Below are 14,123 nucleotides of genomic sequence, written 5' to 3' on the forward strand. Positions count from 1 at the left end.
CGGCGTCAACCCTGAACTCGGGGGAGTTTTGACCACCTAGGCTGAAGACTCGATCTGGGGAGATCCCGGAGAGGGTGGATGGTCAGAGCAGGTTTCAACGTCGTGAGGGTGTCGGCCGTCGTCGGCCTCGTGCTGTCTCTCGTGCCCCTGGAGGCGGCAGTCGCGGATGCCGCGAGCCCCGCGCCGGAGGTCACCGCATCTCCGTCGGCCACCGCCTCGCCCACGGCCGAACCGTCTCCGGAGCCCACGTCCACCGCTGACGCGACGCCGACTCCGACCCCGTCGGCATCCGTTTCTCCGTCGCCGACGGCCCTGCCGAAGCCGCTTCCGACGTCGACGCCGACGCCGACCGAGCCCGAGGACGAAGCCGAGCACCACACGGACGGTCCCACGATGCCGCTGACGCGTGAGATCCCGTGGTCGTCTTCGCTTTCGATCGCCCCGACGGCACGCCTCGCGGCGAAGTACGGTCCGCAGCCCGTGTTCCACTTCCCCTGGGCGCCGGGCAAGCGCTGGGGTGCGAGCGGACCGCACGCCGACAGCGACGGCATCTACCAGGGCGCGATCGACTTCGCGCCGCTGGGCTCGAGCACCACAGTGGTCCGGGCGATCGCTGCCGGTCGCGTCTACCGCGTGAGCTGCGCGGGAGGCTGGTTCCTCGGAATCGACCACGGCGGCGGGTGGATGTCGGAGTACTACCACTTACGCGAGGCGAAGTCGGGCCTCGTCGGCTCCTGGGTGGAGGCGGGCACGGCGCTCGGGCTGGCCGGTCAGACGCTGCCGTGCGGCGGGACGCCGGGTGACAGCAAGCACGTGCACCTGTCGATCCTGAACGAGGTGGTCGATGTTCCGAGCGGCAAGCGTCAGTACATCCCGGTCAGCGGCGTGCAGTTCGATCGGTTCGAGCTCTACGACACGAGCGGTTCGTACAACGGCGTGTGGCGCGACATGTCCGGCGCGACGGTGCTCACCTCGCGCCGCGTGACCTGTTGCCTCACCGCGTCGACACGCATCGGGCCGTCCAGCCCGAAAGCGGTGCTCCCCGACGTCAACGGCAACGGCATCGACGACCGCGCCGAGATCAACGCCTGGGACACCGACCTCAACAGCGACGGCCGTGCCGACATCATCGGATTCGGCTCGAAGGGCGTCATGGTCAGTCGGAGCACCGGCTCGGTGTTCACGACGTCGACCCGGGCGCTGTCGAGCTTCGGGTCCGAGACGGGTTGGACCACCTCCAAGACGCTTCGCATGGTGATGGACGTCGACGGGGACGGAGCACCCGACATCGTCGGCTTCACCGGGTCGGGGGTGTTCGTCGCGCGCGGCAACGGCAGCGGCGGCTTCGGATCCGCCAGTCGGTGGACGACCGAGTTCGGCGCGAACGACGGATGGACGCTGTCCGGCCACGTGCGCACCCTGGCCGATGTCAACGGCGACGACCGCCTCGACATCGTCGCCTTCGGCAAGTACGGCGTGTCGGTCGCGCTCAACCAGGGCAGCTCGTTCGCGGCATCCCGGCGCTGGCTGAGTGCGATGGGCGGCTCGGAGGCGGGGTCGTGGGACACCACCCGCCATCAGCGGTTCGTCACCGACGTCAACGGCGACGGCCGCGCCGACGTCATCGGCTTCGGCGCGGCGGGAGTGCAGGTGGCGCTCAGCACAGGAAGCGGTTTCGCCGCACCCACGCGCTGGACGGCCGCCTTCGGCCTCGATCGCGGGTGGCGCGCCGACGTCACCCCGCGGCAACTCGTCGACATGAATGCCGACGGACGGCTCGACGTGGTCGGTTTCGGCCGCGACGGCGTCTACGTCGCCCTGAACACGGGGTCATCGTTCGCCACGGCGCGTCGGTGGAGTTCCAGCTTCGGTCAGGACTCCGGGTCGCGCGGATGGCGCACCACGCGAGACTCACGCGTGATCGCGGACGTCAACGGCGATGGCCGACCCGACATCGTCGGCTTCCGCACCGGCGGGGTGTGGGTGGCGCGCAACACGGGATCGGCGTTCACCTCGGCGGCGCGATGGACGACGGACTTCGGCTCGACGGAGTGGACCCTCGGGGTCATGCCCCGCGCCGTCGCCGACGTGAATGGCGACGGTCGTGCCGACATCGTCGGTTTCGCCCGGCATGGTGTGCACGTGGCACTGAGTTCGGGGAGCCGCTTCGACGCCGCCGCTCACTGGAACGCGGACTTCGGGTGGGGCAAGTCGACGGGCAACTGGAAGGTGCGTACCAAACCGCGCGGGCTCAGCGCCGGCTGAGCCTCCTTGGCGACGCCGTGGACCTCAGCCGAGGGCACCCCCGGTGAGCCAGTTGTCGAGGGAGTCATAGGCTCGGTCGCGCACGTCGGGCGCCGAGAGGAAGACGTCGTGGATGGCGTGCGGGATGCGGACGAGCGTGACCGTCTTGCCGATCCGGGTCGCGGCGCGAGCGATCTCGTCGACGTCGAGGACGGAGTCGGTCGACGTCATCGCCGCCGACCACTGCACCGGTGACGTCCATCCCGTGGAGAGGAGGACGAGGGTCGGACACCCCACGTCGATGCCCGCGGCGATCGTGGCGTGACCGGCGAGGATGGCGGACAGCCAGCCGGGATGCGTCGGGAACCCGCGCGCGGGCCGCCAGTTCTCGTGCCCCTCGGGGAGCGTGCCGAGCTCTCGCTGCGCGCGCGTGTAGAAGCCGAGATCGACCTCCGGATGCCGCCCCAACGGATCGACCCACGCGGCCGCACGCACGAGCGGGGCGATCGCCTGGCGTCCGAAGGCGCCCACCTGCAGCTCCAGCCACGGACTGTTGAGCACGAGCGCCGCCGCCCTGCCCGAGTGACGCGCGGCCCACAGCGACAGGATGAGCCCGCCTGTCGAGTGCCCGACGAGCACGAGGCGGCGAGGGCGACCGTCGCTCATGGCGCTGAGGGCCGCGTCGATGTCGGCGTCGTAGTCGGCCAGCGACGTCGTGTATCCGGGGGTCTGCCCGTCGCGGAGGCTCCGGCCGTACTTGCGGAGGTCGAGCGCGTGGAACCTCGCACCCCTCGACGTCCAGAACTCGGCGAGTGCGGTCTGGAAGAAGTAGTCCGACCAGCCGTGCACGTAGAGCACGTCGACGTCGCGCAACGGTCCGAACAGTCGCCGGAGCGCGCTCGGCATCCGTCTCACGAGGGTGGCGACCAGCTCGCCCTCACGGTCACGCCCGAGGGGCAGGGTCTGCTGCTCGTACGGCTCTCCGAGGACGTCCGGATGCCAGGAGCCCGCCATGCCGACCGCCTCGCCCGGGAGGATCACTCCCCGCGGGAGACCCGGACCATCTCGTCGCGATCGACGACCTTGATCCGCGCACGCTCCTGCGCGGCCCCGAGGCCGACCTCGTGCTCGTCGAGGCGGTGCCAGCCGTCCAGATCCGTCCACGCGACACCCCGCTCGGCGAGCAGCGCCGGGATCGCCTCATCGGACGGGTCTTCAGGAGTCCACCACGAGCCCTGGTCGTTGATGAGGTGACGGATCGTCTCCATGGCATCCGACTTGGTGTGTCCGATGAGCCCGACGGGACCGCGCTTGATCCATCCCGTCGCGTACACGCCCGGCACGCGCTCGTTGGAGTCCTTGTGGAGCACCTGGCCCTCGTGGTTGGGGATGACGCCGTGGCGCTTGTCGAAGGGGACGCCGCTGAGCGGGGAGCCGAAGTAGCCCACCGCGCGGTACACCTGCTGGACGGCGATCTCCCGCAGCTCCCCCGTGCCGACCACACCGCCCTGGCCGTCGGGCCGGGTGCGCTCGTACACGATGGCCGCCGCGCGGCCGGAGTCGTCGGTCTTGACCTCGACGGGTTTCGCGTAGAAGTGCAGGTGCAGCCGGCGGCTCGCCTCTCCGCCCGCGTTGTTGACGCTCGGACGCTGGCGCCACGACTGCAGCACCCGGTCGATCACCATGACCTGTTTGTTGCTCGCGATCGCGGCCCGGCTCGCGTCGTCGTAGTCGAAGTCCTCGTCGTAGACGACCATGTCGACGTCGCGCAGCTCGCCGAGCTCGCGGAGTTCGAGAGGCGTGAACTTCACCTGCGCGGGGCCGCGACGACCGAACACATGCACGTCGGTGACCTGCGACGCCTCCAGCCCGTGCTGCACGTTCGCCGGGATCTCGGTGACCAGCAGGTCTTCGACGTGCTTGGCGAGGACGCGCGCCACATCGAGCGCCACGTTGCCGTTTCCGAGCACGGCGACCGACGAGGCATCCAGCGGCCACTCCCTCGGGAAGTCGGGGTGGCCGTCGTACCAGCTCACGAAGTCGGCGGCACCGTAGGAACCGACGGCGTCGATGCCGGGGATGTCGAGCGCCGCGTCGCGGATGGCCCCCGTCGCGAAGATCACCGCGTTGTAGTGCTTCTTGAGGTCTTCGAGGTGGAGGTCCTCGCCGAAGCGGACGTTGCCGAAGATGCGGATGTCACCGCGGTCGAGCACGTCGCGCAGGGCCGTGATGATGCCCTTGATCCGCGGGTGGTCGGGCGCCACGCCGTAGCGGACGAGACCGTAGGGCGCGGGGAGCTGGTCGAAGAGATCGATCGAGACGTCGAACTTGCGCTCGGCCTTCAAGAGGATGTCCGCCGCGTAGATGCCGGCGGGTCCTGCGCCGACGATGGCCAGCCTGAGCTTGGTCATGTGTTTCCTTTCCGGAGGATCCGGTCGTAGAGCAGGTCGCGGCGGCACCCGTTCGGCCCGCCGCGGCGTCAGCTGGAGCGGTCGACGACGACGTGCGCGAACCGGGTGAGCGCCTCGCGCACCGGTCCGACGGGCAGCGGGTCGATCGCCGCGACGGCGTTGCGCGACCACTCGTTCGCCAGTCGGCGCGTCGCCTCGGTGGCGGGATGCTCCCGCAGGCGAGCCAGATCGTCGTCGAGCAGCGCGGGGTCGGCCCCGTCGGCGATACGTGCGACGCCGTCGTCGATGGCCGACTTCAGCGTCTTCGAGGCCGGGTCGGCCGCGCGCCCGAGCAGGAGGTACGGCATGGTCGGGACGCCGGCGCGCAGATCGGTGCCGGGCACCTTGCCGGTCTCGTCGGCATCCGCGGAGAGGTCGATGACGTCGTCGAGAAGCTGGAAGGCGATTCCGACCCGCTCGCCGAACTCCAGCACCGGCTTCTCGTACTCGGCCGGCGCATCGGAGAAGAGGATGCCGACCTGGCCGGCGGCGGCGATGAGCGAACCGGTCTTGTCGGCGAGCACCTGGAGGTAGAAGTCCACGGGGTCATCGCCGGCCTGCGCGCCGACGGTCTCGTGCATCTGGCCGAGCACCAGGCGCTCGAACGTGTCGGCCTGGAGGCGGATGGCGCGCTCGCCGATCTGGGCCATGAGCTGGCTGGCTCGCGAGAAGAGAAGGTCACCCGTGAGGATCGCGACGTTGTTGCCCCACACCGCGTGCGCGCTGGGCACGCCGCGACGCACGTCCGCACCGTCCATCACGTCGTCGTGGTACAGCGATCCGAGATGCGTCATCTCGAGCGCGGTGGCACCGGCGATGACGTCGTCGGTCACGCCACTGCCGAGCTGCGAGGTCAGGAGCGACAACATCGGACGCAGCCGCTTGCCGCCCGCCTCATAGAGGTAACGGCTCGTGACGTCGGCCAGCGCGTCGCCCACGTGGAGTTCATCGGCGAGGTTCTGCTCGACCCGCGCCAGGCCGTCTTCGACCACGGTAGCCAGTCGCCGCATCTTGGGTCCGGCGAAGATCCGCTCGGTCATGCCGAGGTGGCTCGCCAGCTGCGAGCCGGGCGCAGTGGGGCTCGGAGTCACCCTTCCAGCCTACCGGGACGGTGAGGGACCGGTTCAGCCCGAGCCCGTGAAGTACCTGCGGGGTTTGGTGGCGTGGAGCTGGGCGACGCGGCGCTGTGGGCAGAGCTACGCGACGCGGGGCTTCGTGGCGCGGTGGAGGGCGGCGATCCCGAACGAGAGGTCGCGGTAGGCGACATCCGTCCATCCCGCGTCGCGGATCCAGGTGGCGAGCGTGCGCTGGTCCGGCCAGTCCTGGATCGACTCGTTGAGGTAGTCGTACGCTTCCGCGTTCGAGCTGACGGCGCGAGCCACCGTGGGCAGCACGCGGTCGTTGTAGAAGCCGTACAGCGCGGCGAAGGCCTTGGACTGCGGGTGGGAGAACTCGCAGATGACGAGGCGTCCGCCGGGCGCGGTGACCCGCAGCATCTCGGCGAGGGCGACCCTCGGTTCGTTGACGTTGCGCAGCCCGAACGAGATCGTCACGGTATCGAACTCGCCGTCGGCGAAGGGCAACGCCATGGCATCCGCCTGCACGAACGACAGCCGCGGGTTGCCGCCATGCCGGCGACGGCCCTCAGCGAGCATGCCGGGCGAGAAGTCGGCGGCCACGACGTCGGCGCCGCTGCGCGCGAGCGGCACCGAGCTCGCACCGGTGCCGGCGGCGAGGTCGAGGATGCGCTGGCCGGGCTTCGGCGCGATCGCCCGCGTCGTCGCCACCCGCCACAACCGGTCGTTGCCCAGGCTGAGCACCGTGTTGGTGCGATCGTACGCGGGCGCCACGTCGTCGAACATGCCGCTCACGCGGGCGGGATCTTTGCCGAGATCGGCGCGGTTCGGCTGTTCGCTCACCGTTCGATCCTACGCGCGGGTGCCCGCGAGGAGCGTGCACGGCAACGGCGCCCCGGTCGTTGAGCGAGCGCAGCGAGACGAAACGCCGCCCCGGTTCCGGATCGACGTTTCGTCTCGTCGCTGCGCTCCTCGCTCAACGACCGGACCCGCGCCACCCCCTCGGTCGTTGAGCGAGCGCAGCGAGACGAAACGCCACACCCTTCTCCTCGGTCGTTGAGCGAGCGCAGCGAGACGAAACGCCGCCCCCTCCTCCACCCCCTCGGTCGTTGAGCGAGCGCAGCGAGACGAAACGCCGCACCCTCCTCCACACCCCGGTCGTTGAGCGAGCGCAGCGAGACGAAACGCCACACCCTTCTCCTCGGTCGTTGAGCGAGCGCAGCGAGACGAAACGCCGCCCCCTCCTCCACACCCCCGGCGTGTCGGAAGTTGTCCACAGGAAGCAGCCGTGATCTGGGTTTTGTCGACCACGATGTCGGTGCCCCCGAGAAGAATCGGAGCATGACAGGGACCACGCCGACCGCATGGCAACAGCGCATCGAAACGCTGCTGCACGCGCTCGCCGACGCCCGGCGCGACGCCGCCGCCGCCCAGGCACGCGAGGTCGCGCTGCTGGCCGAGGCAGTCGAGATCGCCGACGCGATGGCACAGGATGCCGGTGGGCCCGCATCTGCGGCGGATATCCCGATCCGGTCTCTTGCCGCGCAGATCGGGGCCGCTGCGCGGATCTCGGACCGAACAGTCCAGAAGCACATGTCGGATGCCGTGGTGCTCGTCGAGCGGTTCCCGGCGACCTATGCGGCGTGGGCTGCCGGAGACGTGTCCCGCGGGCACGTGCGCGTGGTGGTCGACGCCGGGGTCGCGATCGAGGACGATGCCCCGCGGGCCGTATTCGAGGACGCGGCGCTAGAGGTCGCCCGGCGAGAGACACCAGGACGGCTGAAGCCCGCCGCACGAATCCTCGCCGCACGGTTGCACCCGATTCCCTTGCAGGAACGCCACGCGGCTGCCGCGACCAAGCGGGAGGTGTGGGTGCGCGACCTCGACGACGGGATGGCGGAGTTGATCGCGATCCTCCCGGCGGCGATCGCCCACGGCATCCGCGACCGTCTCGACCAATACGCGAGACGCGTCATCGATGCGCGAGGCGCGGTCACGGGCGGTGGAGCGAACACGAGTGGTATCGCCGGCAGCGCGAACGCGGGCGCCGCGCCTGACGCGGCCTTCGAAGCTGCGCTCCTCCCCCACCCCGAGACGACCGCCGCCACCGACGCCATAGACGCCATCGGCACTCGCACCAACACGCGCCCGGCCGACACGCGTCGGGTCAGCGAGGTCCGTGCTGACGTGTTCGCCGACCTCCTCCTCACCGGACACGCGTCACCGGACATCACGAACGACGCGATCCCGGCCGGGGAGGCGATCATCGCCCGCGTGCAGGTCACCGTCCCGGTGCTCACCGCGGTCGGAGCAGACGACGCGCCCGCCGAACTCATCGGGAAAGGACCCATCGACACGGCCACCGCCCTCCGCCTCGCCGGAACCGCGACCGGCTGGGACCGGGTCCTCACCCACCCCGCCACCGGCACCGTCCTCGCCACCGACCGGTACCGGCCCAACGACCACCTCAAACGCACCCTCCGCGTCAGGGACGAACACTGCCGGTTCCCTGGCTGTCGCATGCCCACCGGCCGGTCCGACATCGACCACACCACCGCCCGCGAACACGACGGGCCCACCGAACTCACCAACCTCGCCCACCTCTGCCGCCGCCACCACACGTTGAAACACCACTCCGCCTGGAGAGTCAGGCAGACACCCGACGGCATCCTCCACTGGACCAGCCCCACCGGACGCACCTACCCCGACCACCCCGCACGCACCCTCACGTTCACCACGGCACAGGCGACGGCGAAAGCGAAAGCGACAGAGACGGCCGACACGGGTCCGCCCGCCGAGCCGCCGCCGTTCTGACCCGCCGATGCACCTTCCCCAAAGCAGACCGCCTCATCCCGTGCGAACTCGTTGACGTCCGACGCGGACGACCCGCGCCGACGCCCGCCACCCACGCCGACGCGAGCCACCCACGCCGATGCGAGCCGTCCACGCTGGCGCGAACCGCCCGCCCCGACGCGATCCAGGGGGCGGCCAGCCGGATTAGGCTGGCGGTGTGAGTTCCGTGCCCGACAGGAGCCCCCGGCTGCGGGCGGTCACCCGCGAGATCGATGCGACCGATGCGATCGACGACACGCTCGAATACGCCGACGCCGCCGACCCCATCGTGTGGAGCCGGCGCGGTGACATCCTCGTCGGCACGGGCGGCGCTGCCGCGCAGTACCGCGTGCGGGCCGAAGACTCCGACCCCAGCGCCTGGTGGCAGGGCATCGTGGCATCCGCCACCATCGACGATCCGATCGGAATCCCGGGAACAGGCCTCGTCGCCTTCGGCGCGTTCCCGTTCGACCGACGGTCAGAGGCCGAGGCGATCCTCACCGTCCCGTCGATCGTGCTCGGACGCCGCGGCGGCCGCTCCTGGATCACCCGCATCGGTCCGGACGACCACACTCCCGCCGCCTCGCCGCGTCCCGTCGGCTACGGACCGCACTGGTCCGCCACACTCGGCCCCGGCGCGCTGACACCCGAGGGGTATCAGGGCGCCGTCCGCAAGGGTCTCGCCGCGATCGCCGCGGGCGATGTCGCCAAGGTGGTCCTCGCGCGCGACCTCGCCGGCTCGGTGCCCGCCGACGCCGACCTACGCCGCCTCGTGCGCGCACTGGCATCCGCCTACCCCGACACGTGGACATACGCGATGGACGGCCTCATCGGCGCCAGCCCGGAGACCCTCGTCACCGTCTCCGGCGGCACGGTCACGGCGCGCGTGCTCGCCGGCACGGCCGCGCGAGGGGCGGATGCCGATGCCGACACGACCGCATCGGTCGCCCTCGCCACCAGCACGAAAGACCTCGACGAGCATCAGTTCGCGGTGCAGAGCGTGCTCACGGCGCTGCGTCCGCACACGACGGCGCTCGTCTCCGAAGAGCAGCCGTTCATGCTGAAGCTCCCCAACGTGTGGCACCTCGCGACCGACGTCGAAGGCACCCTCGCCGGCAACGCCTCGGCCCTCGACCTCGTCGCCGTCCTGCACCCCACCGCCGCAGTCGCCGGCACCCCCACCGCCGCCGCGATCGACGTCATCGACCGGCTCGAACCGTTCGACCGCGGACGCTACGCCGGGCCCGTCGGCTGGATCGACGCGCACGGCGACGGAGAGTGGGCCATCGCGCTGCGCTGCGCGCAGTTCCACCTCCCCGATCCGTCCGCCTCACGCCATCAGTCGGCCTCACCGGATCCGAACGCCTCGCCCGCCGCACCGGCCGCGACCGATCCGTCCTCCTCGCCCGCCGGCACGCTCCCCTTCACCGCCTATGCCGGCGCGGGCATCGTCGCCGGAAGCGATCCCGAAGCAGAGATGCTCGAAACTCGGGTCAAGTTCCGGCCCATCATCGACGCCCTCGCCTGACACAGCAGGCCACGTCGCCCACGCCACGGATCGTTGCCGCGGATCGCGTCGCACCGCTGCCGCAGCGCGCTGCCGCAGCAAACGCTGCCGCAACACGCCGCTCGCCGCCCTACCGCGCCGCGCGCCGCGCCACGCACGCACCGCACCGCACCGCGCCGCGTTACGTCGCTGCGAGCCGCGCCTTCTCCGCCGCGACGTCGAAACTCGCCGCGGGCCACTGCGGATCGATCTCCTCCAGCGCGTCGAGCAGCAGAGCCTGCACCGCGACGCGGGCGTACCACTTGGCGTTGGCCGGCACGACGTGCCACGGCGCGTTCGCGGTCGAGGTCCGCTCGAACACGGTCTGATAGGCCTCCATGTACGCGGGCCACAACTGGCGCTCGTCGACGTCGCCCGGGTTGTACTTCCAGTGCTTGTCGGCCCGGTCGAGACGCTCCATCAGCCTCGCCTTCTGCTCGTCGGGCGAGATGTGCAGCATCACCTTGACGATGCGCACCCCGGCATCCGTCAGCCGCTTCTCGAAATCGACGATCGCGTCGTATCGCCGTTCGATCTCCTCCGGCGGGGCGAGCTGCCGCACCCGCCCGATCAGCACGTCCTCGTAGTGCGAGCGGTCGAAGACGCCGATGTACCCGGCCTTGGGCACCTCCCGCTCGATCCGCCACAGGAAGTCGTGGGCGAGCTCTTCCTCCGTCGGCTTCTTGAACGCCTTCAGATGCACGCCCTGAGGGTCGGTCGCCCCGATGACGTGGCGGACGATGCCGCCCTTGCCCGCTGAATCCATCGCCTGCAGAACGAGCAGCACCGCGGGAGCATCGTTGTCCTCGCGACTCTGCGCGAACAGCCGCTCCTGCAGCTCGTCGAACTGCTCCGCCCCCGTCTCGAGGTCGGCTTGCGCGTGCTTCTTGTCGCCGTCATAGCCGGGCGTCGCCTCGGGGTCGACGTCGGAGAGGCGGAAGCCCTCACCCACCCGCAGCAGCGTGGATGGGTCGGCGCTCCAGTGGTGCTGGCTGGTGGCGGTCATGACCTCATCATGGCGGAGGAGTGCCACCGCGTCACGAGCCAGCCCATCCAGAGTCGCTCCGTCATGAGCCATCCCGTGCAGCGCCATCGCGTGCAGAGCCAGCCCGTCCAGCAGAGCCAGCCCGTCCAGCAGAGCCAGCCCGTCCAGCAGAGCCAGCCCGTGCAGCGCTACCCTCGTCACAGCCCGTGCACAGCCACCCTCGTCACGGCCGCGTCAGCGAGTCAGGGCGACCTCGATGACCTGGATGCCGGTGACGGCACCCGTGAGCGCCTGATCGAGGGCCGTGCGGGTGTCGACCTTCACGTACTGCGCGCCGTAGGCATCCGCGAGCGCCGCCAGCCGCACGGTCTGCGGCGTGTAGAGCACGCGGTCCATCGCCGCCTCGCCCGCGACCCCCGCGACTTCGAGCCCGTCGAAGATGGTGCCGCCTCCGTCATTGCCGACGATCACCTGCACGCGCGGCGCGATCTCACCCGCCGGCAGCAGGAGCGCTCCCGCGTCATACAGGAACGCCAGATCTCCGATGACGATGCGGGTGACCCCGGGGCGTCCGTCCTGCTGGCTCGCGAGAGCGATCCCGATGCCGGTCGCCACGGTACCGTCGATCCCCGCCAAGCCGCGGTTCGCGTGCACCGGCACCTTCTTGCCCGGCAGCACCTGGTCGGCCACACGCACCAGACGCGACGCCGCCCACAGCAGGCGGTCGTGCGGCCACGACGCGCGCCACACGGCATCGACGAGCGCGGCGCGATCGAGAGGCGCCCGGATCGCATCCAGCTCCGCAGCGATCGCCCCCAACCGCTGCTTCGGCTCTGCGGATGCCAGGCCCTCCGCATCGGGTGCGGGCGGGCTCAGATCGACGGCCACCGCGCGCGACGCGCGCATCCACGCCCCGAGCCACTCCCGGTCCGCGTCGCCGACCGCGACGACGACGCCGTCGACCGCCGCCGTGTCGCCGTTGAGGTTGAGCGGCTCGCCCGGACCTCGAACGGCGATCACCTCGACATCGTCGCGCGACAGGATCGCCACCACCTCGCGGCTGAGCGTCGGATGCCCGAAGACGACCGCGCGTTGCACGCGGCCCCCGAGGTCGGGTTCGCGCAGCAGCTCCCGATAGCCGTGCACGAGCTGCCTGCCGAATCGCGCGCCGCTGACGATCTCCGCCACGAGCGGCCATCCGCCGCGGTAGGCGAGGTCCTCCGCGGCGGGCCCGGCATCCGCACCCGCGATGACGAGCGTGCGCGGCCCGCGGACGAGCACGAACGGGTCGTCGTCGGGATCGGTGGGAAGGTCCGACTCGCCGATCCCGCCGCCGCCCTGGTACAGCGCACCCGACGGGTCGGTCTCTGCGGCCACCGGCTCACCGAGGTCTTGCGGCTCGACGCGGGGCGCGAGCGGAGGTGTTCCCAGCCACGGCGGAAGCGCACCCGCCAGCGGCTCACGGAACGGGAGATTCACATGCACGGGACCGGCCTGACGTGTACCCGCACCGAGCGCCGCGTCGACGGCCTCGTCGGCGACACCGCGCAGCATGGTCGACTGCTCACCTGTGCCGTCGGGATCGACCTCCTCCGGCACGGGGAGGTCGGCTTCCCACCGGGTCGCGGCACTGTACATGCCGGGCTGGCGCGTCGTCTGATTCGCTCCCACGCCGCGCAGCTCCGGGGGGCGATCGGCGGTCAGCAGCAGCAGTGGCACCCCGGCATGGTGCGCCTCGAGCGCGGCGGGCAGCAGATTGGCCGTGGCCGTACCCGACGTGCAGACGACGGCGGCCGGCATCCCCGTCTCCCGGCCGATTCCGAGCGCCGTGAAGCCCGCCGCGCGCTCGTCGATGCGCACATGCAGACGCACCAGCCCGCGAGCCTCCAACTCGGCCGCGACGAGCGCGAGCGCCTGCGACCGCGAACCGGGGCTCAGGACCACGTGCGCGACGCCGCGCTCCACGAGGCGTCCGAGCAGAGCGGCGGCGGCGTCCGTCGCCGGGGAGCGCCCGTCGTCACTCGCTGCGGTCATGTCAGCTGCGGCTGCCGCGGGGCCCGGGCGTGCCGTCGACATCGCCGTCGGCGGGCGGGTTCGCACCGGGAGTCTCCGAGCCGTCGCCGTCACCGGCACGCAGGTCGTCGGTCGGGTGATCGCGCAGCCCGTCGCGGGGGTCGTCCGCCTCCGAGTCGAGCGCGGCGAGCTCTTCCTCCAGGCGGCGGATGCGCTCGTCCTGGTCGCTCACCGTGCCGATGCGACCGAGGAAGTCGGGATCGTCGTCGGGCGCGCGGAACATCACGGCGCTCCGGCGGCGCGAACGCCCGATCGCGAACCACAGGATGCCGCCGACCACCGGCAGCAGCACGACGATCAGCAACCACATGGGCTTGCTGACCCCACGGTGGCGGGTGGGCGGCTGCAACGCGCAATCGACGATGCTGTAGACCCAGAAAGTGATGGCCAACAGCGCCAGGATGAGGTACACGCGCGCCACCCTTCCATCCTAGGCTCCGGCGCGGCCACCGGCCTCCGAAGACCCTGGACGTCACCGGCGCCTGCGACGGGTCGCACCGGTCGGCCTCGGCTCCCGGAAGGGCGTGCGCCGGTCACGCGTAAACTGGGCGCATGCGTGCACGCTCGGCCCTCGTCTATTCGGCTCTGCGGCTGGCGGCCTTCTTCGTCCCGTTCGGGCTCATGATGCTCATCCCGATCATGCGCCAGCAGTACTGGCTCTCCGCCCTGTTCGCGGCGCTCATCGGCCTCAGCCTGTCGATGCTTTTCCTGCGCCGACCGCTCGACGACCTCACCGCCGACCTCGCCGCGCGCCAGTCGACGCGGCGCGCGGCGCGCGAAGCGACCGACGAGGACGTCGAGGATGCCGTCACCGACCGCCCGGAGTGATCAGCCGCGCGGGGTGACCAGCCGCCGGAGTGATCACCGCCCGGAGTGATCACCGCCCGGAGCGATCAGCCGCGCGAAGTGATCAGCGC

11 protein-coding genes are annotated in these 14,123 nt (G+C 71.0%); 4 read left to right on the forward strand and 7 right to left on the reverse strand.

From position 1 onward, the window contains the following. Positions 1 to 78: 78 nt before the first annotated feature. Entirely contained in the window at positions 79 to 2,265 is a 2,187-nt protein-coding gene (locus P0Y48_08765) for an FG-GAP-like repeat-containing protein (GenBank protein WEK12566.1), read from the forward strand. A gap of 24 nt (positions 2,266 to 2,289) precedes the next feature. Here P0Y48_08765 and P0Y48_08770 read toward each other — a convergent pair whose 3' ends face one another. From P0Y48_08770 to P0Y48_08785, 4 genes are all read right to left on the reverse strand, one after another. Beyond that, positions 2,290 to 3,258, reverse strand: a complete 969-nt coding sequence (locus P0Y48_08770) for an alpha/beta hydrolase (GenBank protein ID WEK12567.1) — start codon at positions 3,256 to 3,258, stop codon at positions 2,290 to 2,292. A gap of 23 nt (positions 3,259 to 3,281) precedes the next feature. After that, positions 3,282 to 4,655, reverse strand: coding sequence for an FAD-dependent oxidoreductase (locus P0Y48_08775; protein WEK12568.1), 1,374 nt, complete (start codon positions 4,653 to 4,655; stop codon positions 3,282 to 3,284). A 68-nt stretch (positions 4,656 to 4,723) separates the two neighbouring features. After that, positions 4,724 to 5,785, reverse strand: a complete 1,062-nt coding sequence (locus P0Y48_08780) for a polyprenyl synthetase family protein (GenBank protein WEK12569.1) — start codon at positions 5,783 to 5,785, stop codon at positions 4,724 to 4,726. 105 nt (positions 5,786 to 5,890) lie between these two features. After that, positions 5,891 to 6,613, reverse strand: coding sequence for a demethylmenaquinone methyltransferase (locus P0Y48_08785; protein ID WEK12570.1), 723 nt, complete (start codon positions 6,611 to 6,613; stop codon positions 5,891 to 5,893). 498 nt (positions 6,614 to 7,111) lie between these two features. Between P0Y48_08785 and P0Y48_08790 the strand changes: the two genes are divergently transcribed. Together P0Y48_08790 and P0Y48_08795 are read left to right on the forward strand one after the other, a co-directional pair. Further along, the gene (locus P0Y48_08790; protein ID WEK12571.1) at positions 7,112 to 8,584 is read left to right on the forward strand and encodes a DUF222 domain-containing protein; all 1,473 of its coding nucleotides are present in this window, start codon (positions 7,112 to 7,114) and stop codon (positions 8,582 to 8,584) included. A 196-nt stretch (positions 8,585 to 8,780) separates the two neighbouring features. Beyond that, positions 8,781 to 10,130: a chorismate-binding protein gene (locus tag P0Y48_08795; protein ID WEK12572.1), complete on the forward strand. Its 1,350-nt coding sequence runs from the start codon at positions 8,781 to 8,783 to the stop codon at positions 10,128 to 10,130. 160 nt (positions 10,131 to 10,290) lie between these two features. On the opposite strand, the gene P0Y48_08800 is transcribed toward P0Y48_08795, so the two are convergent. From P0Y48_08800 to P0Y48_08810, 3 genes are all read right to left on the reverse strand, one after another. Beyond that, a complete protein-coding gene (locus P0Y48_08800; protein ID WEK15042.1) occupies positions 10,291 to 11,154 on the reverse strand; it encodes a polyphosphate kinase 2 family protein in 864 nt (287 codons plus the stop codon). Between the two features lie 213 nt (positions 11,155 to 11,367). Further along, positions 11,368 to 13,167: a 2-succinyl-5-enolpyruvyl-6-hydroxy-3-cyclohexene-1-carboxylic-acid synthase gene (menD, locus tag P0Y48_08805; protein WEK12573.1), complete on the reverse strand. Its 1,800-nt coding sequence runs from the start codon at positions 13,165 to 13,167 to the stop codon at positions 11,368 to 11,370. Between the two features lies 1 nt (position 13,168). Further along, a complete protein-coding gene (locus P0Y48_08810) occupies positions 13,169 to 13,627 on the reverse strand; it encodes a PLDc N-terminal domain-containing protein (GenBank protein ID WEK12574.1) in 459 nt (152 codons plus the stop codon). A gap of 131 nt (positions 13,628 to 13,758) precedes the next feature. On the opposite strand from P0Y48_08810, the gene P0Y48_08815 reads away from it, so the two are divergent. Further along, on the forward strand, positions 13,759 to 14,034 hold the full coding sequence (locus P0Y48_08815; GenBank protein WEK12575.1) for a DUF4229 domain-containing protein: 276 nt from the start codon (positions 13,759 to 13,761) through the stop codon (positions 14,032 to 14,034). Positions 14,035 to 14,123 lie beyond the last annotated feature (89 nt).

Origin of the sequence: Candidatus Microbacterium phytovorans (assembly GCA_029202445.1) — a bacterium.
GTDB classification, from domain to species: domain Bacteria; phylum Actinomycetota; class Actinomycetes; order Actinomycetales; family Microbacteriaceae; genus Microbacterium; species Microbacterium phytovorans.